The sequence below is a fragment of the Streptomyces caelestis genome (genome assembly GCF_014205255.1).
Lineage (GTDB): Bacteria > Actinomycetota > Actinomycetes > Streptomycetales > Streptomycetaceae > Streptomyces > Streptomyces caelestis.
Genome location: NZ_JACHNE010000001.1, coordinates 5,632,581 through 5,652,661 on the forward strand (window position 1 = coordinate 5,632,581; position 20,081 = coordinate 5,652,661).

Genomic DNA, 20,081 nt, shown 5'->3' on the forward strand with positions numbered 1-20,081 from the left:
GCCCGAGGCTCCTACTCCGTCCGCAGCCCGTCCGGCCGCATCATCCGCAGCAGCGGCGGCAGGCTCAGCAGCGTCACCGCCAGGACGACGCCCGCGCCGATGCCCGTCATGGACAGCACGCTCTGCCAGTCCACCCGGACGGACGCGTTCACCATCCGCAGCAGGACCGCGCCCAGGGCGATGCCCACCGTCGCGGCGAGCAGCATGCCCAGCCCGATCGGTATCGCCGTCTGCCACAGCACCGACAGGCTGAGGGTGCGGCGCCGGGTGCCGAAGGCGACCAGGGACGACAGCAGTCTGCGGCGTTCGCGCAGCTGCTCCAGCTGCGAGACCAGCAGGCTCGCGCCGATCAGGGCGAGCACGCACGCGGCGCCGACGAACAGGCCGGTGCGGATGGTGGCGTAGTGGGCGTTGCTCTCGACGGAGTGCCAGACCATGGTGTCGGCCGTGGGGTCGACGCGCGCCGCCGTGTTGCGCGCGTGCTCGTACGCGTCCGGCTCGCCGGGGGCGAGGCTCAGGTAGAGCTCCTTCTCGGCGAAGGACGCGAGGTTCGCCAACGGTGCGCCGGGCGTGACCAGGATGCCGCCGCGCTCGGCCCCGGTCGGGCCCTCGCGCGACTCGGCCCGCCGGATGTCCTGCGGCACGGTCCAGGAGAAGTGCTCCCCGGGCCGGTCCTCGTCGACGCCGTCGAACCACAGCTTCTTGCCCGGCTTGGCCAGCTCGGCCGTGTCGGTGTCGTACTTCGCCCCGTGCGCGGCGAAGACGTCGCCGTCGCGGCAGGAGGGCAGCGCGGCCACCTCGTGCAGTGCGGCGCAGTCGCCGAGGGTGACCTGGACGAGGGGGTCCGCGTCGGTACGCCCGCCGGCGAGGTAGGTCCCGGCCAGGGCGGTGACCTTGCGGACGCCCTGCGTCTCGCGGAACTTCTCGGCGGTGGAGGCGAGTCCGAGGTGGTCCGGCACGTGCACCTGCATCTGGGCCCGCGAGACGTCGTACCGCGACGCGGCGGTGTAGTTGCCCTCGACCCCGGCGAACAGCATCTGCAGCGCGATCGCCCCGGCCACCGCCACCGCGATGCCGTTGACCATCCGGGCCGCCGCCCCACTGCTCAACTGGAGCCTGCGCACGGCCAGTTGCCAGGCGATCCCGCCGGAGCCGAGCCGGGCGACGACGCTCTCCACGATCCAGGGCAGCAGGGCCGTGACGCCGACGAGCAGGAGCATGACGCCGCCCACGACGAGGTACTGGTTGAAGGTCCCGCCGTCGTCGCCCTGCCCGACCATCGGGAAGAGCATCGCGAGCCCGCCCAGCGGCAGCAGCAGCCGCCACCACAGCCGGCGCCGCGCGGGCTTGACCGTACGCACCACGCCGAGCGGCTCGATGACCACCCCGCGCAGGGCGAGGAGGGTCACCAGCACCGCGGCCGTCGGGACCGCCACCGCGACCAGGGCGGCCAGCAGGGGAGAGGGGTTCAGATAGCTCGGGAACACGCTGACGCGGAAGACCTCGAAGGAGGCCGCCAGTTGGCGTCCGAGCAGGAAGAACCCGGTGCCGAGGACGAGCCCCAGCAGGGATCCGGCGAGGGCCTCGCCGGCGGCGATCCGCCGGGTCATCCGGCTGTCGGAGCCGACCAGCCGCAGCGCCGCCAGCCTGCGGTCGCGCCGCTCGCCGCCGAACCGCACGGCCGCGGCGATGAACACGGCGACCGGCATCAGCAGCACCACGAAGACGACCAGGACCAGCAGGAGCAGCACCGGGTCCCACGGGTCGGACGGCGCCAGGTCCGGGTTGCCGAAGCTGTCGATCCGCGCCCCCCGGGCGTGCTCCAGCCGGTCCCCGAGGCCCTTGCCGCCCGCGAAATAGGCCAGTTCCTGGGAGCCGACGAGCCCCTGCTCGCCGATGGTGCCCGTGATCCGGTAGGGCAGCCGCTCCCTCAGCAGCTTCCCGCCCTCGGAGGTGAGCAGTTCCTTCAGCGCGGGGGAGACGACCATGTCGCCGTCCGCCGGGAACGCCGGGACCCCCGGTGGCAGCGGAGCCTTCGGGCCCTCCGCCTCCAGCAGGCGCCCGCGGACGTCCCGCTCGCCGAACACGGTGTCCGTGTCCAGGACGACCAGGGTGTCCTCGGCCCTGGGTAACTTCTGCTGGGTGAAGGTGTGGTCGCTGCGCGCCGCCTCACGCCGGTCCCGTTCCGCCAGCGCGTTCGGGACGGCGGTGGTGAGCAGCAGCAGCGCCACACCGAGCCCCACGCCGACGGCCGTCAGCAGCGCCCGGATCCACCCCTCCCGTCCGCCCGCGAAGGCGAACCGGACCCCCATGGAAAGATCCGCGGCCCTCCCCCGAGCCCTCGACTTCGCTCGAGCAGAGAGGTGCCCCCACCTGGCACTCATACGACGCGCTCCATGTCCCGGGACCTGCCGTCGCGTACGACGATCTCGCGGTCGGAGTACGCGGCCACCCGGGCCTCGTGCGTGACGAGCACCACGGCCGCGTTGGCGGACCGGGCGGCGTCCGTGAGCAGGTCCATCACGCGCTCGCCGTTGAAGGAGTCGAGCGCGCCGGTCGGCTCGTCGGCGAACACCACACGCGGGTTCGTCACCAGAGCGCGGGCGACGGCGACCCGCTGGCCCTGCCCGCCGGACACCTCGCCGGGCCGCTTCCTGCGCAGGTCGTCGACCTCCAGCCGCTCCATCCACGCCAGCGCGGTCCGCTCGGCCTCCTTGCGGGAAGTGCCGTTCAACCGCAGCGGGAGCGCCACGTTCTCCACGCAGGTGAGCTCGGGCACGAGCTGGCCGAACTGGAAGACGAACCCGAACTCCGAGCGCCTGAGCGCACTGCGCTCGGCGTCGCTCATCGCCGTCACCTCCCGCCCGTCGTACGTGATCGAGCCCGAGTCGGGCATCACGATCCCGGCGAGGCAGTGCAGCAGCGTCGACTTGCCCGACCCGGACGGACCCATCACGGCGACGACCTCGCCCGGGTGGATGGAGAAGTCGGCACCGTCGAGCGCGGCGGTCGGCCCGTACGCCTTGCGCAGGTCCTGGGCGATGAGCAGCGAGCCGGCGGGAATCGTCACCGGGTCACCGCCTCACGGAGCTTGTCCAGACGCGCCGCGGTCAGTTCCAGCCAGCGCAGGTCCGCCTCCAGGTGGAACAGGGCGTGGTCGCAGATCAGCTGGTCGGCCAGATCGCCCTTGCGCTTGCGGTCGGTGAGGATCCGCATGCTGCGCAGGTGCTCCGAGCGCTGTGTGTCGAGGATGTCGCCGGCGTCGCGGTGGGTGAGCAGCGCGAGGACGACCTTGGTGTAGAGGGTCGACTGGAGGTACGGCTCCGGCTTCTCCGGTGTCGCCAGCCAGTGCTCGACGTCGGTGATGCCGGCCTCGGTGATCGCGTACCGCTTGCGCTCGGGCCCGCCGCCGGCCTCGATGCCGTCGACCTCGACGAGCCCGTGCTTCAGCAGCCGGGACATCGTCGAGTAGACCTGGCCGTAGTGCAGGGGCCGGTCGTGACCGAACTTCTCGTCGAAGGCCCGCTTCAGGTCGTAACCGTGGCGCGGGCCGGACTCCAGGAGCCCCAGGAGAGTGTGACCGATGGACATGACCATGACTGTACACGGGGTGTATACGCGGCATGTATACGCCGGGCGTGCAGTCCACGGCGGGTGGTACGGGCGTGCAGGTCGGGGGCTGTTGTCACGGTTCCGCAACAGGTTTATTGCTCCGGGCCTCCGGGCGGCCGGCCACGCCGGGGCAGCGGCCCGGTCTCCCGCGGCAACCGCCCCGCCTCGGCCAGGGCCTTGCGCAACAGGAACTCGATCTGCGCGTTGGCCGACCGCAGTTCGTCCCCGGCCCACCGCGCCAGCGCCTCGTACACCGCCGGGTCCAGCCGCAGCAGCACCTGCTTGCGCTGCTGCTGCGGCCGGCGCCGGGGACCCGGACCTTCGGGAGGCACCGTCACTGGTACAGCGACCCGGTGTTGAGAACCGGCTGCGCGGCGCGGTCGCCGCACAGCACCACCATGAGGTTGGAGACCATGGCCGCCTTCCGCTCGGAGTCCAGCTCCACGATGTCCCGCTCGGTGATCCGGGCGATCGCGGCCTCGACCATGCCCACCGCCCCGTCGACGATCTGCCGCCGGGCCGCGACGACCGCTCCGGCCTGCTGCCGCTGGAGCATCGCCGAGGCGATCTCGGGGGCGTACGCGAGGTGGGTGAAGCGCGACTCGATGATCTGCACCCCGGCCGCCTCCACGCGCGCGTGCAGTTCGACGGCGAGCTTCTCGGTGATCTCCTCGGCGTTGCCGCGCAGCGAGAGGCCGTCCTCCTCGTGGGCGTCGTAGGGGTACTCGATGGCGATGTGCCGCACGGCCGCCTCGGTCTGCGTGGAGACGAACTCGACGTAGTCGTCCACCTCGAAGGTGGCCTGGGCGGTGTCCTCGACCCGCCACACCACGACCGCGGCGAGCTCGATCGGGTTGCCGTAGGCGTCGTTGACCTTCAGGACGGCGGTCTCGTGGTTGCGGACGCGCGTCGAGATCTTGGTGCGCGAGGTGAGGGGGTTGACCCAGCGCAGGCCGTCCTGCCGGATCGTCCCGCGGTAGCGGCCGAAGAGCTGGACGACCCGGGCCTCGCCCGGCGCCACCATGTTCAGCCCGCACATGGCCAGGAACGCCGCGAGCCCGACCAGGGTGCCGCCGACGATCAGGGCGGCCTTCGCTCCGCCCCCGTCGACCGATGTGGCGGCCGCGATCAGCCCGGCGCCGGCCAGCAGACCGAGCAGGCCGAGCAGCAGGGAGAGTCCGCCCCCGATGCTGTGCGCGGCGAACTCCCGCACGCGGGGCGCCGGCATCTCGGGCACATCGGCGGTGACCTGCGGTTGGTGTGTGGACATGGATGATCCCCCGTTTCTCCCGGGAAGCTCTCCTACCTAGCTTCCATCTATCTAAGTGATATCACTTTTTCGCGTCCTGGCAACCCTACGCGTGTCTCGAACGTCGGTTCCGTTGGGATGGGTGCTGATTGTCACGTCCGCAAAGGGCCGGATCGGCAGCCCTATCTCTTATCTCCCGGTGTTAGCTTTCTGAGCTGACCTGAGCGGCGAACCTGTGTGACATGTGAGCACACATGAACGAAGCGGAGCGGATCGGACCCATGGGACGAGCGGAAGAGAGACGCGCCAGACAGCGCGGTGGGCGCCGGGCGGCACCCAAGCGCCGCCGTTCGTCGGGCGCGGCCGGGAAGAGCGGCATACGCAGACTCTTCACCTGGAAGAAGATCCTCGGCACCTTCCTCGGCCTGTGCCTGCTCGGCATGGGCGCCTTCATCGTGCTGTACATGATGATCGGGATCCCCGAGGGGAACGCCGACGCCAAGCGGCAGAGCAACATCTACAAGTACAGCGACGGTTCGATCATGGCCCGCGACGGCAAGGTCAACCGTGAGGTCGTCGACCTGTCCAGGGTCCCCAAGGACGTGCGGCTGACCTTCGTCGCGGCCGAGAACAAGACCTTCTACAAGGACGCCGGCGTCGACCTCAAGGGCACCGCCCGCGGCCTGCTCAACACGCTCTCGGGCAAGGGGGCGCAGGGCGGTTCGACGATCACCCAGCAGTACGTCAAGAACTACTACCTGACGCAGGAACAGACCGTCTCGCGCAAGCTGAAGGAACTGGTCATCTCGCTGAAGCTGGACCGGGAGAAGTCCAAGGACTACATCCTCGCCGGCTACATCAACACCAGCTACTACGGCCGCAACGCCTACGGCATCCAGGCCGCCGCCCAGGCCTACTACCGCACCGACGCCGAGAAGCTCACGGTCGCGCAGGGCGCCTACCTCGCCGCGCTGCTCCAGGCCCCGAGCCAGTACGACTGGGCCGTCGCCTCCCCGACCGGTAAGAAGCTGGTGAAGGCGCGCTGGAACTACGTCCTGGACAACATGGTCGAGGAGGGCTGGCTCAGCCGGTCCGAGCGCGCCGACATGAAGTTCCCGGAGCCGAAGGAGCCCAGGCCCGCCCCCGGTATGGAGGGCCAGAAGGGCTACCTGGTCAACGCGGCCAACGCGGCACTGGAGAAGCAGCTCGTCGCCGAGGGCACCGCGGACAGCACCAAGGAAGCCGAGGCGATGGTCAACGCCGGCGGCTGGACCGTCACGCTCAACATCGACAAGAAGAAGCAGGCGGCGCTGGAGAAGTCCGTCAAGCAGCAGCTGACCAGCAAGCTCGATCCCGGCAAGCGCAAGGTCGACGGGAACGTCCAGGCCGGTGCCGCGTCCGTGAACCCCAAGACGGGCGCCGTGGTCGCGATGTACGGCGGCGTGGACTACTTCAAGCACTACACCAACAACGCGACCCGCTCCGACTACCAGCCCGCCTCCACCTTCAAGCCGGTCATCCTCGCCGCGGCCCTGGAGGAGCAGGCGAAGACGCAGGACGGCAAGCCGATCACCGCCAACACGATCTACGACGGCACGAGCAAGCGCCAGGTCGTGGACAACGGCAGCGAGGTCGGCTTCGCCCCCGAGAACGAGGACGACGAGAACTACGGGGATATCACCGTCCAGAGGGCGATGAACAAGTCCGTCAACTCCGTCTTCGCGCAGATGGGCGTCGACGTCGGCATGACCGACGTGGTGGACGTCGCCGGCAAACTCGGCATGGACACCAAGAACATGGAGGCCGTGCCCGCCCAGACGCTGGGCAGCATGGGCGCGAGCCCCCTGGAGATGGCGGGTGTCTACGCGACCCTCGCCAACCACGGGAAGAAGGTCTCCCCGGCCCTCGTGAAGTCGGCGGAGCACCTGAACAAGACGGTCACCATGCCCGACCCGGTCGGCGACCAGGCCATCAGCCGAGAGGCCGCCGACACGGTGACCTCGGTGCTGACCGGCGTGGTCGACGACGGTACGGCGCAGGCGTCCGTGCGGAACAACCCCAACCGCGACGGCCAGCAGGTCGCGGGCAAGACCGGTACGTCCGACAACAACAAGTCGGCCTGGTTCACCGGCTACACGCCGAACCTGGTCACCTCGGTCGGCCTGTTCGGCGAGGACGCCAAGACCCACGCACAGGTCCCGATGTACAAGGCGGGCGGCGAGCCGCGGGTCAACGGCGGTGGCTTCCCGGCGCAGATCTGGGCGGCGTACACCTTCGGCGTGATGGGCGACGTCAGCAAGTTCGACCTGGACACCCAGCAGGGCGCGGCCGTCCAGCCGACGTGGACGCCGACACCCACCCGGGAGCCGACCAAGGAGCCCACGCAGGAGCCGACGACCAAGGAGCCGTCGTCGTCACCGCCACCGACGACGGAGGAGCCGAGCAGCTCGCCGCCGCCGAGCCCGTCGACGTCATCGCCCACCTTCACTCCGCCGACGGCCCCGGCGACGACACCGCCGGCCGACGGCGGCGGCGATCCGTTCGACCCGGTCAAGCCGGGCGACGGACGGGTCGAACAGTAGGAGGCACGGAGAGGGGCGCCCGGCGAACACCGGGCGCCCTTCTCCGTGAAGGAGAGGCATCATGCTGGTCGCCGTACCGGCCACCACCGTCTTGGCCGTCGGTGTTCTGATCGCCAAGGTCGTCAAGATCTCGTGGACCAAGCGGGTGCGGCCGGCGGATGAGGCCCACATCAGCCGGAGAGCATCCATGCGTTGAGAAACGCCCGCGACGGAAGGACCGCCCCCGACGAAGCTCCGGGGGCGGTCCTGTGCCGGTGGCCGTCACGCGTCCGACACGGTCAGCTGCGGTTGAGCTCGAACCAGACGACCTTGCCGGTGCTGAGCCGGGTCGCGCCCCAGCGCCGGGCCAGCCGGTTCACCAGGTACAGCCCGCGTCCGCCCTCGTCCGTGGCGCGCGCCTGCCGCAGGCGCGGCAACTGCGGGACGTCGTCCCCCACTTCGCAGCGCAGGACGTCCGTCCGCAGCAGCCGGAGCGTGACCGGCCGGGAGGCGTACCGCACGGCGTTCGTCACGACCTCGCTGACCAGCAGCTCGACCGAGTCGCTGAGCTCCTCCAGGCCCCAGCGCTGCAGCGCGCGCCGGGCCAGCCGGCGGGCCCGGCCGGGGGCGGCGTCCTCCGGCTCCAGGAACCAGTACGCCACATCGCTGGGCGCGATGCCGTCGAAGCGGGCGGCGAGCAGCGCGATGTCGTCGTCCCGGTCGCCCGGGCCGAGCATGTCGAGCACCTCGTCGCACAGCGCTTCCAGGGGCGGCGGATGGTCCGGCCCGGTGAGCTGCGCGACCGCGGCGAGCTTCTCCCGCAGCTGCTCGATGCCGGTCCACACGTCCCGCAGCCGGGACTCGACCAGGCCGTCGGTGTACAGCAGCAGGGTCGCACCGGCGGGCGCGTCCAGCTCCACGGCCTCGAAGTCCACGCCGCCGACCCCGATGGGGGCACCGGCCGGCACGCGCAGCACCTCGGCCCGGCCGCCCAGGTGGAGCAGAACGGGCGGCGGGTGACCGGCGTTGGCGATGGTGATGCGGTGCGATACCGGGTCGTAGACCGCGTAGAGGCAGGTCGCCATGCGGTCCACGCCGAGGCGCTGGGCCTGTTCGTCGAGGTGGTGCAGGACCTCCTGCGGCGGCAGATCGAGACCGGCGAGGGTCTGGGCGGTGGTGCGCAGCTGGCCCATGATGGCGGCCGAGGTCATGGAGTGGCCCATGACGTCACCGACGACCAGGGCGACCCGGCTGCCGGGCAGCGGGATGGCGTCGTACCAGTCGCCGCCGACCCGGGCCGTCTCCGCGGCGGGCAGGTACCGCGAGGCGAGTCGCACGCCCGTGGGACGGGGCAGCGTCTCGGGCAGCATCGTGCGCTGGAGCTCGTCCGCGATGTAGGCCTCGCGGCCGTACAGCACGGCCTTGTCGATGCCCAGAGCGCTGTGCGTGGCGAGCTGGGCGGCCACCAGCAGGTCGTCCGGCTCGAAGGCGATGCGCTCGGGACGGCGCAGGAACAGGGCGGCACCGATGACCCGGCGCCGGCCGCGAAGCGGCGCGAGGATCGCGCGCTGCCCGTCGGGCACGGCGAACTCACCGTCCTCACCGAGCAGTTCGGGCAGCGCGGCGCGCGCCGCCGGGGCGTCGGTGAAGACCGGGCGCACGCCCCGCAGCACCTCGGCCAGCGCGCTGCCGGGCCGCACCTCGCACAACTCGGCGCCGACCGTGTCCAGCTCGTTCGGCTCGGGCTGCGCGGCCGGCAGGAAGCCGTTCTCGGTGTCGCGCTCGGCCGGTATCCGGTCGGTGCGGCGCAGCCGCAGCACCAGCGGGCCGGTGGGCCGCTCGTCGCCGACGGGCAGCGGATCGCGCAGATAGACCAGGATCGCGTCGGAGAAGGTGGGCACGGTGGCCCGGCACAGGCCCATCACGATCTCGTCGAGATCGATGCCGCGGGCGATCCGCCGGGTGGCGGCACCCACGAAGCGCAGCCGGTCGCCGTCCCGCCGCATCGGCGTGGGCCGGCCGGGCGGCAGGCTCTGGCCGCTGCGGCGCTCCTGGCCGTCGGGATCGGGTGTCGGCCGGTCCTGTCCGTCGGCCGGCTGGACCGGAATGCCATCTGGGGCGGGCCGAGGCCGAGGAGTGTCGCGCTCGGCGGTCTGCTCGGTACCCGGCTGGGAATGCTCGGAGACGGGGTCGCTCACGGTGTCCTTGCCCTTGCCGAACGGCGTGGAGGTGCCCGGCTCCGACGTGCCCGGCGTGGTGTGCGCCGTCGTGAGCGGAGCGGTGACGTCGCCGCCGCAGCGGCCCTGTACCGGTAAGGTGCCCGCGCCGGGCGCATGCGCCGGTGTCGAGGTATGCACGAGCGCCCCGCGGGGGTCCGCGGGGTCGACGCCCGGCTGTGGGCGTTCGAAGGAGATCGGCTGCTCCGTCACGCGTGTCGAATCCATCCGTCCGGGGCTGCACGCCAGAGGTGCAGTAGGTCCCGCCGAAACTCCGATACCCGGAATACGTGTCCCAGGAACGGAATTCCCGCGTGGTCAGAGGTTGTTCCTGTGCCACCGGCGGACCGTCTGCGGCCCTGGGGGCCTGTGGCGCAGGCCCCGCCGGTGTTGCCCTCGTACCCCTCGCTCACGTCCTGCCGCCCCTCGGTGACGATCGGTCAAGCCCAGCGCGTGCTCCGGCAGTTGCCGCCGCGCGCCCTTGCGGAGGACGATCCTACGTTTCTTGCCCGGGGGCGCAGCAAGGGTCTCATGAGGACACATGCGCAGGCGTACGATCCCAGTCCTCCGGCAGTGACGGTACCGTCCAGGACGGATCCGGGCGCCAATGCTGCCAGCCTTCCGAGAACGGCGGCCCCCACGCGCGGATCACCTCCACGGCGGCACGCCCGGCCGCCCGCACCTTTTCGGCCTGCCGGTCGTCCATCAGCCCGTCCCGCAGAGCCTGGGCGAACTCGTCCTCGTCGCGCCAGTGCCAGGTGCGGTCCGGGTGCACCGAGATGTCCAGGAAATGATCGACGGAGTCCACCCCGCCCGCCCAACGGGCCAGCGGCTCCTCCAGGTTCACGTACCAGTTCTTGAACCGCCAGCCCGGCTCCCAGAACAGCCACACCGACCAGGGCTCGGCGGGCCGGGCCAGCTTCAGCACGCCCGTGCCGAACCAGCGGTCGCGCTGCACGGTCCGCGGCTTGGTGTAGCGGGACTCCAGCGGCTCCAGGTGCACGGGCGTGCCGTCGGCGAGCACGGGCCGCACGCACTGAGTGCCGGGCGCCAGCCACACGGCGAGCAGCTCCGCGTCGTCCCGAACGACGGTGACGGGACGCGCGATGTGGAAACGCGCGCCGCCGTTCTCCCGGTACCGCCACAGGATCTCGCTCCCGGGCTCCCAGAAGCCTGCCGCACCACCCGTTTCCACGCGTCTCACCGCTTCACCGTCTGCCATGCACAGATATTAGGTGCCGTAGGCACACGACGCTGCGGCGCGTGTCACGGTTCACGCGCCGGGCGTACTCGCGCGAGGAACTGTCACGGGTGCGTCATCCGCAGGACATCCAGGGCCTCGTCGAGCTGCTCCAGGGTCAGGTCCCCGCGCTCGACGTACCCGCTGTCCAGCACGACCTGACGGATGGTCTTCCGCTCGGCCAGCGCCTTCTTGGCGACCTTCGCGGCCTCCTCGTAGCCGATGTACTTGTTGAGCGGCGTGACGACCGACGGGGAGGACTCGGCGTACTCCCGCGCCCGCTCGCGGTCGGCGGTGATGCCGTCGACGGTCCGGTCGGCGAGCAGCCGCGAGGCGCCCGCGAGCAGCCGCACGGACTCCAGCACGTTCTTCGCGATGACGGGCAGCATGACGTTGAGCTCGAAGTTCCCGGCGGCGCCGGCGGTGGCGACGGTGGCGTCGTTGCCGACTACCTGGGCGGCGACCATCAGAACGGCCTCCGGAATGACCGGATTCACCTTGCCCGGCATGATCGAGGAGCCGGGCTGGAGGTCGGGCAGGGCGATCTCGGCGAGGCCCGTGCGCGGCCCGGAGGACATCCACCGCAGGTCGTTGGCGATCTTCGTCAGTCCGACCGCGATGGTCCGCAGCTGCCCGCTGGTCTCGACGATGCCGTCCCGTGCGCCCTGCGCCTCGAAGTGGTTCCGGGCCTCGGTGAGGGGCAGCCCGGTCGTACGGGCGACCTCCTCGATGACGGCGGCGGAGAAACCGGGCGGGGTGTTGATGCCGGTGCCGACGGCCGTACCCCCCAGGGGCAGTTCGGCGAGCCGGGGGAGGGACGCCTCCAACCGCTCGATCCCGTACCGCACCTGGGCGGCGTACCCGCCGAACTCCTGCCCCAGCGTCACGGGCGTGGCGTCCATGAGGTGGGTCCGCCCCGACTTCACGACATCGGAGAACTCCTCGGCCTTGCGCTCCAGGGAGGCGGCGAGGTGGTCCAGCGCGGGAATCAGGTCACGGGTGACGGCGGCGGTGGCGGCGATGTGGATCGAGGACGGAAACACGTCGTTGGACGACTGGGAGGCGTTGACGTGGTCGTTCGGGTGAACGCTCTTGCCCAGCCGCTCGGTGGCGAGGGTGGCGATGACCTCGTTGGTGTTCATGTTGGACGACGTCCCGGACCCGGTCTGGAACACGTCGACGGGGAAGTGCGCGTCCCACTTCCCCTCAGCGACCTCGCCGGCGGCCTCCTGGATCGCCCCGGCGACGTCCTCGTCGAGCACCCCCAGCCGCGCGTTCACCTTCGCCGCGGCCCCCTTGATCCGGGCCAGCGCCTCGATGTGCGCCCGTTCGATCCGCTGCCCGGAAATCGGAAAGTTCTCGACAGCCCGCTGCGTCTGAGCCCGCCACTTGGCGTCGGCGGGGACACGTACTTCGCCCATGGAGTCGTGCTCGATGCGGTATTCGTCGCTCATACCGGCTATAGCGATCGAGGGGGCGGTGATGTTCCTGGGTGGGGCGAATGGGGGGCTGAGGATCGGTGAGAGGGGGGAGGGGGCTGGAACCGGTATGGGGCGGTGCTGTGAGATCCGCGAGGGCGTGGGCTGAAGAAGCGTGGTGGGGGGCGGGGCGCTGAAGGCCCATCGGGTGGTGGGGCCGTGAAGGTCCAGGAAACGGTGGGGCCTGAGGGCACGTGAGGGGGCGGGGCCGGGGGCGTAGGACGGGGCCGGGGGGCTGAGATTCGTGAAGGCCGGGGTCCTGCCGGGCGGGGCGGCCGGCAGAGGGGTGGCGTGCGCACTCTCAAGCGGCGCGCTGTCCGGAGGCCCGGATCACCCTGGGCATGGGCAAAGGCCCGGGAGCCAGGGGGGGCGGAGCCCCTGGCGGGGTCGAAGGGGCGGAGCCCCTGGGGAGGGGACGGGTAGGGGCGGCGGGGGCGAAAAACCACCCCCACCGCACCCCCGGCACTACGCCAGCCCCGGCCCCCGCACCGGAATCGACGTGAACGTCGGCGTCGGCGCCGGGTCCTGGAAGAAGTCGTTGCCCTTGTCGTCGACGACGATGAACGCCGGGAAGTCCTCGACCTCGATCTTCCAGACGGCCTCCATGCCGAGCTCCTCGTACTCGACGACCTCGACCTTCTTGATGCAGTCCTGGGCGAGACGGGCCGCCGGACCGCCGATGGAGCCCAGGTAGAAGCCGCCGTGCGCCGCGCACGCGTCCGTGACCTGCTTGCTGCGGTTGCCCTTCGCCAGCATCACCTTGGACCCACCCGCCGCCTGGAACTGCTCGACGTAGCTGTCCATGCGGCCGGCCGTGGTCGGGCCGAACGAGCCCGACGCGTACCCCTCCGGCGTCTTGGCCGGACCCGCGTAGTACACCGGGTGGTCCTTCAGGTACTGCGGCATCCCCTCGCCCGCGTCCAGCCGCTCCTTGATCTTGGCGTGCGCGATGTCACGGGCCACGACCAGCGGGCCGGTCAGCGAGAGCCGCGTCTTGACCGGGTACTTGGTCAGCTCGGCGAGGATCGACTCCATGGGCTGGTTCAGGTCGATCCTGACGACGTCCCCCTCTTCGAGGTGCTCGTCCGTCGTCTCCGGCAGGAACCGCGCCGGATCCGTCTCGAGCTGCTCCAGGAAGACACCCTCGGCCGTGATCTTCGCGACGGCCTGACGGTCGGCGGAGCAGGACACCGCGATGGCGACCGGGCAGGACGCCCCGTGCCGCGGCAGCCGCACCACGCGCACGTCGTGGCAGAAGTACTTCCCGCCGAACTGCGCCCCGATCCCGATCTTCTGCGTCAGCTCGAAGACCTTCTGCTCCAGCTCCTTGTCCCGGAAGCCGTGCCCGAGCGCCGACCCCTCGGCCGGGATCTCGTCCAGGTAGTGCGCGGACGCGTACTTCGCGGTCTTCAGCGCGTACTCGGCGCTCGTACCACCGACCACGATCGCCAGGTGGTACGGCGGGCAGGCCGCCGTACCCAGCGAGCGGATCTTCTCCTCCAGGAACTTCATCATGGAGGACTCGTTCAGGACGGCCTTCGTCTCCTGGTACAGGAACGACTTGTTGGCGGAGCCGCCGCCCTTCGCCATGAACAGGAACTTGTAGGCGCCTCCGTCGGTCGCGTACAGCTCGATCTGCGCGGGGAGGTTGGAGCCGGTGTTCTTCTCCTCCCACATGGTGAGCGGAGCCATCTGCGAGTAGCGCAGGTTGAGGTTCTGGTACGCGTCGTGGATGCCGTGGGACAGGGCCTCCTCGTCGCGCCCCTCCGTCAGCACGTTCTGCCCGCGCTTGCCCATCACGATCGCCGTGCCCGTGTCCTGGCACATCGGCAGCACGCCCGCCGCCGCGATGTTCGCGTTCTTCAGCAGGTCCAGCGCCACGAACTTGTCGTTGCCGGACGCCTCGGGGTCGTCGATGATGCGGCGCAGCTGAGCGAGGTGGGCCGGGCGCAGGTAGTGCTGGATGTCGTGGATGGCCTCCTCGGCGAGCTTGCGCAGCGCCTCCGGCTCCACCTTGAGGAAGGTCCGCCCGTCCGGCCCCTCGACCGTGGAGACACCCTCGGAGGTCACCAGCCGGTACGGCGTGGTGTCCTCTCCCTGGGGGAGCAGATCGGTGTACGCGAACTCAGGCATCTCAGCCCATTCCTCACTCGACGGACGGCGGCCCGCCTCCTTTGGCGAGCGCCCACCAGCGTAGAACCTGCCTCCGACAGCGAGCTTGTGAGGTAAGGCTCAGTTCGTCCGAGGCGAAGCTCGGTTCGTCACACTCGGCCGGCCGCGACCAAGGGGTGTCGCGATCTATCGTGTTTCGGTAGTCTGCTGCCGTGGACCTTCAGAAGCAGACCGCGCCCGCCGTCTCCGAGCTCCGCGCCTCCGACGCCGAGCGCGACCGCATCGCCGACATCCTGCACGACGCCCTCGCCGAGGGCCGTCTCACCGCGGAAGAGCATGCCGAGCGCGTCGAGGCGGTGCTGCGCGCCAAGACGGTCGGCGAACTGGACGTCTTCATACGGGACCTGCCCGCCGCCCACCGCCAGGGCCCCGGCGCCTCGCCGGGGCCGGCCCCGTACCGCCCCACCGCCGGCGCCATCCCGATCGACCCGGACGACAACGTGGTCGCGATCTTCAGCAGCGCCGTCCGCAAGGGCCGCTGGCGCGCGGGCCGCCGTATCCACGCGTACGCGATCTTCGGCAGTGTCGAGATAGACCTCAGCGAGGCACTCTTCGACCACCAGCAGGTCATGATCAAGTCGTTCTCGATCTTCGGCAGCGTCGAGATCCGCGTCCCGGAGAACGTGTCGCTGCGCGGCATGGGCGGCGGCGTGCTCGGCAGCTTCGAGGTGGACACGCTCGACTCGGGCGAACCGGAGGCCCCGATCGTCTACGTCGACGGCTGGGCCGTCCTGGGCAGCATCGAGGCCCGGCCCCGGCGCGGCAAGGTCGTCGCGGACATCCTCGACCGGGTGCAGCGCACGGTCGACAAGAGTTTGCGCAAACACCTGAAACATTGACAGCCGCGAATCCATCGGCGGCCGGAGCAAAACGGCCCACCCGTGACGCCGCTCCACGGAACGCGATAACAGGGGCGAAACCAGCGCTTCGGAACTCAGTGCATAGGCGCGCGCACAGCGGGTAGGCCTTGCTGCATCGTCTCTCGCTCGCGAAGCCGTCGTCAGGAGTAGACCGTGCTGCAACCGCCGCATTCGTCCCTGGTAGCTGCCGTTCCGGCCCCGCGGGTGCCAGCGCGAGACAGGGACCAAGATGCCCCGTGGCACACCGAGGCGGTGTGTCGGCGTGACGAGGCGGGGCTGTTCTTCGCCCCGTCCAAGGAGCCCACCGCCGCCCGGCTCTCCCGGGAGGAGGCGGCGAAGCGGGTCTGCGCCCGCTGTCCGGTGATGGTCGAATGCCGTGAGCACGCCCTGCTCCAGCCCGAGCCCTACGGCGTCTGGGGCGGTCTCACCGCCGCCGAGCGCCGCGTGGTCCTGGCCCGGCGCCGCCGCCGCGACCTGGAACTGAAGAAGGCGGCCCGCTCGGCGAGCACGATAGCCGCGGCGGGCTGACCGGCACGCGGACGAAAAGGGCGCCCCCACCGCACCGGGGACGCCCTTTCGTCGCGGGGTGAGCTGCCCAAGCCCCGCCCCTCTGCGCGCTACTTGCCCTTGTCGAAGTCGATCGCGCTGTAGGCCCGCAGCTTGCTCAGACGGTGCTCGGAATCGATCCTGCGCACCGTCCCCGACCGCGACCGCATCACGATCGAGTCGGTCGTGGCGGTCTCGGCCCGGTAGCGAACCCCCCGCAGCAGCTCCCCGTCGGTGATCCCGGTCGCCACGAAGAACACGTTCTCCCCGGTGACCAGGTCCTCCGTCGTCAGCACCCGGTCGAGATCGTGCCCCGCGTCGATCGCCCGCTGCCGCTCCTCGTCGTCCTTGGGCCACAGCTTGCCCTGGATCGTGCCGCCCAGACACTTCACCGCACAGGCGGAGATGATGCCCTCCGGCGTACCGCCGACGCCGAGCAGCAGATCCACCCCGGTGCCCTCCCGCAGCGCCAGGATGGAGCCGGCCACGTCGCCGTCGGAGATCAGCCTGATGCGCGCACCGGTCTCCCGGATCTCGTTGATGATGCCCTCGTGCCGCGGCCGGTCGAGGATCACCACCGTCACGTCCTCGGGCGCCGACCGCTTGGCCTTGGCGACCCGGCGGATGTTCACCGACACCGGCGCGTTGATGTCGACGAAGTCGGCCGCCTCGGGCCCGGTGACGAGCTTGTCCATGTAGAAGACCGCGGACGGGTCGAACATGGACCCGCGCTCGGCGGCGGCCAGCACCGCGATCGCGTTGGTCATGCCCTTCGCGGTCAGCGTGGTGCCGTCGATCGGGTCGACGGCGATGTCGCATTCGGGCCCGGTCCCGTCGCCCACGCGCTCCCCGTTGAAGAGCATCGGGGCCTCGTCCTTCTCGCCCTCGCCGATGACGACGACGCCGTTCATCGAGACGGTCGAGACGAGGGTCCGCATGGCACGCACCGCGGCACCGTCGGCGCCGTTCTTGTCGCCCCGCCCGACCCAACGGCCCGCGGCCATCGCCGCCGCCTCGGTCACCCGGACCAGCTCCAGGGCGAGGTTGCGGTCGGGGGCCTCGGAGGGCACATCGAGTTCGGACGGCAAGTGATGATTCTCGGTCATCGGAGCGCACCTTTCTGTACGACGACGGCCGGATGAGGGTGTTGTCGACCGACTCTATCGCCGAGCCCGCAAAATGAGCAGGGGACCCCACGGATGAGCGCATCGGAGACCTGCGACGATAGGGGGCGTGGCAGGCACGAACGGCAAGCAGAAGACGGCGCGGGACATGATCCTCTCCATGGGAGTCATCGTCCTCGTGGCGGGCGTCATGTACCTCTTCATCCCGCACGACGACAGCGCGCCCGACATCAAGCGCGTCGACTACCGGGTCGAACTGCTCACGGCACGCCGGGCCGCCTCGTACCCCGTGGCCGCGCCCCAGGGCCTGCCCGACACATGGAAGGCCACCTCCGTCCGCTTCCAGGGCGATGAGTTCGACGCCTGGCACCTCGGCTTCCACGACCCCGAAGGGGAGTACGTGGCCGTCGAGCAGTCCACTCAGCGGCGCCCCGTCTTCGTCGACGAGGCGACCCAGGGCGCGCGGGAGACCGGGAAGCGCGAGAAGATCGACGGCCGGACCTGGACCCGCTACGAGGGCGGCCGGTACGACGCGCTGGTCCTGGAGGGCACCAAGGGCTCGACGACGGTCGTCACGGGCACCGCGTCGTTCACGCAGCTGACGAAGATGGCGGACGCGCTGAAGACGGAGTGAGACTCCGTACCCATGGAGAAGGCCCCCGGCACGCACCGGGGGCCTTTCGCGTGTGGGGCGGTCAGACGGTCGTCACGACCTGGTCGAACTCCAGGCGGGGGGAGCGCGGGTACCAGGCGTCCGGGCCCGGCCGGCCGATGTTGACGACCATCAGCGGGGTGTGGTCGTCGTCCAGGAACTCCTTGCGCACGCCCTCGGAGTCGAAGCCGGTCATCGGGCCGGCGGCGAGACCGGCGGCGCGGACGCCGACGATGAAGTACGCGGCCTGGAGGGCGGCGTTCAGCGTGGCGGCGTTCTCACGGGCCGGGCGCTCGGCGAAGAAGAGGTCCTTCACCTGCGGCATGGCCGGGAAGAGGTGCGGCAGCTCCTCGTGGAACTCGTTGTCCGCGGAGAGGATCGCGACCAGCGGGGCGGCGGCCGTCTTGGGGCGGTTGCCCTCGGCCAAGTGCTGCACCAGGCGCTCGCGGGCCTCGGGGGAGCGGACCAGGGTGATGCGCAGCGGGGTCTGGTTGAAGGCGGTCGGGCCGTACTTGACCAGGTCGTAGATCGCCTGCACCTGCTCGTCGGTCACCGGCTCGTCGGTGAAGGTGTTGGCGGTGCGGGCCTCGCGGAACAGCAGGTCCTGCGCGGCGGGGTCAAGGGCGAGAGACATGGATGAACCTTCTGAACCTTCTCGAGCGGGTACGTCGGACGGCACCGACCGTACGCGAATGAAGTTCAATGTTCAATTAAATCTGGGGCGTCGTGTCTCACCTCACAGTGAACCGCCCGTGCCGCTCCGTGCAACGCTTCGCTACTCCGCGCCCGCTTCGCTACTCCGCGTCTGCTTCGTCCGCGGTGTCCTCCGCCAGCGCCGCGTCCAGCCGCGCCCGCGCACCGTCCAGCCAGCGCCGGCACACCTTGGCCAGCTCCTCGCCGCGCTCCCAGAGCGCCAGGGACTCCTCCAGCGTCGTACCGCCCGCCTCCAGACGGCGGACGACCTCGATCAGCTCGTCCCGCGCCTGCTCGTACCCGAGCGCCTCGCTCATGCCCGGTGTCTCATCAACCTCGCTGGTCATCCACCCACCCTATGTGTCCACTCGTACGGAGAACTCACCCTCGGAGACCCGCGCGCGCAGGGCCTCGCCGGCCGCCACCTCACCGGGGTCGCGGACGGCGTGCCCGTCCGCCTTCTGGAGCACCGCGTACCCGCGCTTCAGCGTCGCGGCGGGGGAGAGGGCCACCACGCGCGCGTGCGTGTGCGTCAGCTCGGATGCGGCCCGGTCGAGCTGGTGCCGCAGGCAGCGCCGGCCCCGGTCGAGGAGGTCCGCCACATGGTCGGCGCGCTCGTCGATCATCCGGTGCGGATCCTCTATCGACGGCCGCGCCAGGGCGTGGGCCAGCCCGCGCTCCTCCCGCTCCACCAGCGCCGCCACGCACCGCCGCGCCCGGTCCCGCAGCAGCCGCACCCGCTCGTACTCCTCGCCGACGTCCGGCACGACCTTCTTCGCGGCGTCGGTCGGGGTGGAGGCGCGCAGGTCGGCGACGTGGTCGAGAAGCGGGTTGTCGGGCTCGTGCCCGATCGCGGACACCACGGGCGTACGGCACTCGGCCACCGTCCGGATCAGCTGCTCGTCGGAGAACGGCAGCAGGTCCTCCACGCTGCCGCCACCGCGCGCGACGATGATCACGTCCACGTCCTCGATCGCGTCGAGCTCCTTCACTGCCTGCACGACCTGCGGCACGGCGTGCACGCCCTGCACGGCGACGTTGCGCACCTCGAAACGCACCGCGGGCCAGCGGTGCCGGGCGTTCTCCAGGACGTCCCGCTCGGCGGCCGAGGCCCGTCCGCAGACCAGCCCGACGAGCTGCGGCAGGAAGGGCAGCGGCTTCTTGCGCTCCGGCGCGAACAGGCCCTCGCGCGTGAGGGCCTTCTTCAACTGCTCCAGGCGGGCCAGCAGCTCACCGACCCCGACGGGCCTTATCTCCGCCGCCCGCAGCGACAACTGCCCCCGCGGGGCGTACCACTCGGGCTTCGCCAGGACGACGACCCGGGCGCCCTCGCTCACCACGTCCGCGACGGCGTCGAACACCTGCCGGTAGCAGGTGACGCTGACCGAGATGTCGTACGAGGGATCCCGCAGCGTCAGGAAGACCACACCGGCACCCGGCCGCCGCGACAACTGCGTGATCTGCCCCTCGACCCACACCGCCCCGAGCCGGTCGATCCACCCCCCGATGAGCCGCGACACCTCACCGACGGGGAGCGGGGATTCCGGAGACGTGTTCACAGCCATGCCCGCGAGAGTAGTGGCCACCGCTGACAACGCGGCCCACCCGCCCGGCGACACGCTTTCCCGGACGGCCGGACTCGGCCCGGCCGTCCGGCCCAGCGCTCCGCCTCCGCACC

The 20,081-nt window shown here is 70.8% G+C and carries 18 protein-coding genes; 5 read left to right on the plus strand and 13 right to left on the minus strand.

Annotation, left to right across the window (positions count from 1 at the left end; translation table 11 throughout):
- Nucleotides 1-11: 11 nt before the first annotated feature.
- From HDA41_RS25955 to HDA41_RS25975, 5 genes are all read right to left on the minus strand, one after another.
- Nucleotides 12-2,312 carry an ABC transporter permease gene (locus HDA41_RS25955; RefSeq protein WP_184987660.1) on the minus strand — a complete coding sequence of 767 codons (2,301 nt, stop codon included), beginning with the start codon at nt 2,310-2,312 and terminating at the stop codon, nt 12-14.
- Between the two features lie 68 nt (nt 2,313-2,380).
- The gene (locus HDA41_RS25960) at nt 2,381-3,070 is read right to left on the minus strand and encodes an ABC transporter ATP-binding protein (protein WP_184987662.1); all 690 of its coding nucleotides are present in this window, start codon (nt 3,068-3,070) and stop codon (nt 2,381-2,383) included.
- Nucleotides 3,067-3,591, minus strand: a complete 525-nt coding sequence (locus HDA41_RS25965; RefSeq protein WP_184987664.1) for a PadR family transcriptional regulator — start codon at nt 3,589-3,591, stop codon at nt 3,067-3,069. The genes HDA41_RS25960 and HDA41_RS25965 overlap by 4 nt, the downstream gene beginning before the upstream one ends.
- A 113-nt stretch (nt 3,592-3,704) precedes the next feature.
- Nucleotides 3,705-3,950, minus strand: a complete 246-nt coding sequence (locus HDA41_RS25970) for a type II toxin-antitoxin system antitoxin (protein ID WP_184987666.1) — start codon at nt 3,948-3,950, stop codon at nt 3,705-3,707.
- Nucleotides 3,947-4,882: an SPFH domain-containing protein gene (locus HDA41_RS25975; protein WP_184987668.1), complete on the minus strand. Its 936-nt coding sequence runs from the start codon at nt 4,880-4,882 to the stop codon at nt 3,947-3,949. The genes HDA41_RS25970 and HDA41_RS25975 overlap by 4 nt, the downstream gene beginning before the upstream one ends.
- A gap of 260 nt (nt 4,883-5,142) precedes the next feature.
- Between HDA41_RS25975 and HDA41_RS25980 the strand changes: the two genes are divergently transcribed.
- Nucleotides 5,143-7,443: a transglycosylase domain-containing protein gene (locus HDA41_RS25980; RefSeq protein WP_184987670.1), complete on the plus strand. Its 2,301-nt coding sequence runs from the start codon at nt 5,143-5,145 to the stop codon at nt 7,441-7,443.
- Nucleotides 7,444-7,504: 61 nt separating this feature from the next.
- Nucleotides 7,505-7,639, plus strand: coding sequence for a hypothetical protein (locus tag HDA41_RS41555; protein WP_260423358.1), 135 nt, complete (start codon nt 7,505-7,507; stop codon nt 7,637-7,639).
- 82 nt (nt 7,640-7,721) lie between these two features.
- Here HDA41_RS41555 and HDA41_RS25985 read toward each other — a convergent pair whose 3' ends face one another.
- The 4 genes from HDA41_RS25985 to HDA41_RS26000 all read right to left on the minus strand — a co-directional run bounded on the left by HDA41_RS25985 (nt 7,722) and on the right by HDA41_RS26000 (nt 14,489).
- Nucleotides 7,722-9,866, minus strand: coding sequence for a SpoIIE family protein phosphatase (locus HDA41_RS25985; protein WP_184987672.1), 2,145 nt, complete (start codon nt 9,864-9,866; stop codon nt 7,722-7,724).
- 301 nt (nt 9,867-10,167) lie between these two features.
- Nucleotides 10,168-10,860: a cytidylyl-2-hydroxypropylphosphonate hydrolase gene (gene fomD / locus HDA41_RS25990; protein ID WP_184987674.1), complete on the minus strand. Its 693-nt coding sequence runs from the start codon at nt 10,858-10,860 to the stop codon at nt 10,168-10,170.
- An 83-nt stretch (nt 10,861-10,943) separates the two neighbouring features.
- Entirely contained in the window at nt 10,944-12,332 is a 1,389-nt protein-coding gene (locus HDA41_RS25995) for a class II fumarate hydratase (RefSeq protein ID WP_184987676.1), read from the minus strand.
- A gap of 489 nt (nt 12,333-12,821) precedes the next feature.
- On the minus strand, nt 12,822-14,489 hold the full coding sequence (locus tag HDA41_RS26000; protein ID WP_184987678.1) for a fumarate hydratase: 1,668 nt from the start codon (nt 14,487-14,489) through the stop codon (nt 12,822-12,824).
- A 191-nt stretch (nt 14,490-14,680) separates the two neighbouring features.
- Between HDA41_RS26000 and HDA41_RS26005 the strand changes: the two genes are divergently transcribed.
- Nucleotides 14,681-15,367 carry a DUF1707 SHOCT-like domain-containing protein gene (locus tag HDA41_RS26005; protein ID WP_184987680.1) on the plus strand — a complete coding sequence of 229 codons (687 nt, stop codon included), beginning with the start codon at nt 14,681-14,683 and terminating at the stop codon, nt 15,365-15,367.
- A gap of 174 nt (nt 15,368-15,541) precedes the next feature.
- Nucleotides 15,542-15,916, plus strand: a complete 375-nt coding sequence (locus tag HDA41_RS26010; protein ID WP_078945338.1) for a WhiB family transcriptional regulator — start codon at nt 15,542-15,544, stop codon at nt 15,914-15,916.
- 89 nt (nt 15,917-16,005) lie between these two features.
- Here HDA41_RS26010 and glpX read toward each other — a convergent pair whose 3' ends face one another.
- Nucleotides 16,006-17,040: a class II fructose-bisphosphatase gene (gene glpX / locus HDA41_RS26015; RefSeq protein WP_184987683.1), complete on the minus strand. Its 1,035-nt coding sequence runs from the start codon at nt 17,038-17,040 to the stop codon at nt 16,006-16,008.
- Nucleotides 17,041-17,167: 127 nt separating this feature from the next.
- Between glpX and HDA41_RS26020 the strand changes: the two genes are divergently transcribed.
- Nucleotides 17,168-17,692 carry a DUF4245 domain-containing protein gene (locus tag HDA41_RS26020; protein ID WP_184987685.1) on the plus strand — a complete coding sequence of 175 codons (525 nt, stop codon included), beginning with the start codon at nt 17,168-17,170 and terminating at the stop codon, nt 17,690-17,692.
- Between the two features lie 61 nt (nt 17,693-17,753).
- Here HDA41_RS26020 and HDA41_RS26025 read toward each other — a convergent pair whose 3' ends face one another.
- The 3 genes from HDA41_RS26025 to xseA all read right to left on the minus strand — a co-directional run bounded on the left by HDA41_RS26025 (nt 17,754) and on the right by xseA (nt 19,968).
- Entirely contained in the window at nt 17,754-18,344 is a 591-nt protein-coding gene (locus HDA41_RS26025) for a malonic semialdehyde reductase (RefSeq protein WP_184987687.1), read from the minus strand.
- 160 nt (nt 18,345-18,504) lie between these two features.
- Entirely contained in the window at nt 18,505-18,750 is a 246-nt protein-coding gene (locus HDA41_RS26030; RefSeq protein WP_184987689.1) for an exodeoxyribonuclease VII small subunit, read from the minus strand.
- A 9-nt stretch (nt 18,751-18,759) separates the two neighbouring features.
- Nucleotides 18,760-19,968 carry an exodeoxyribonuclease VII large subunit gene (gene xseA / locus HDA41_RS26035; protein WP_184987691.1) on the minus strand — a complete coding sequence of 403 codons (1,209 nt, stop codon included), beginning with the start codon at nt 19,966-19,968 and terminating at the stop codon, nt 18,760-18,762.
- Nucleotides 19,969-20,081: the final 113 nt, after the last annotated feature.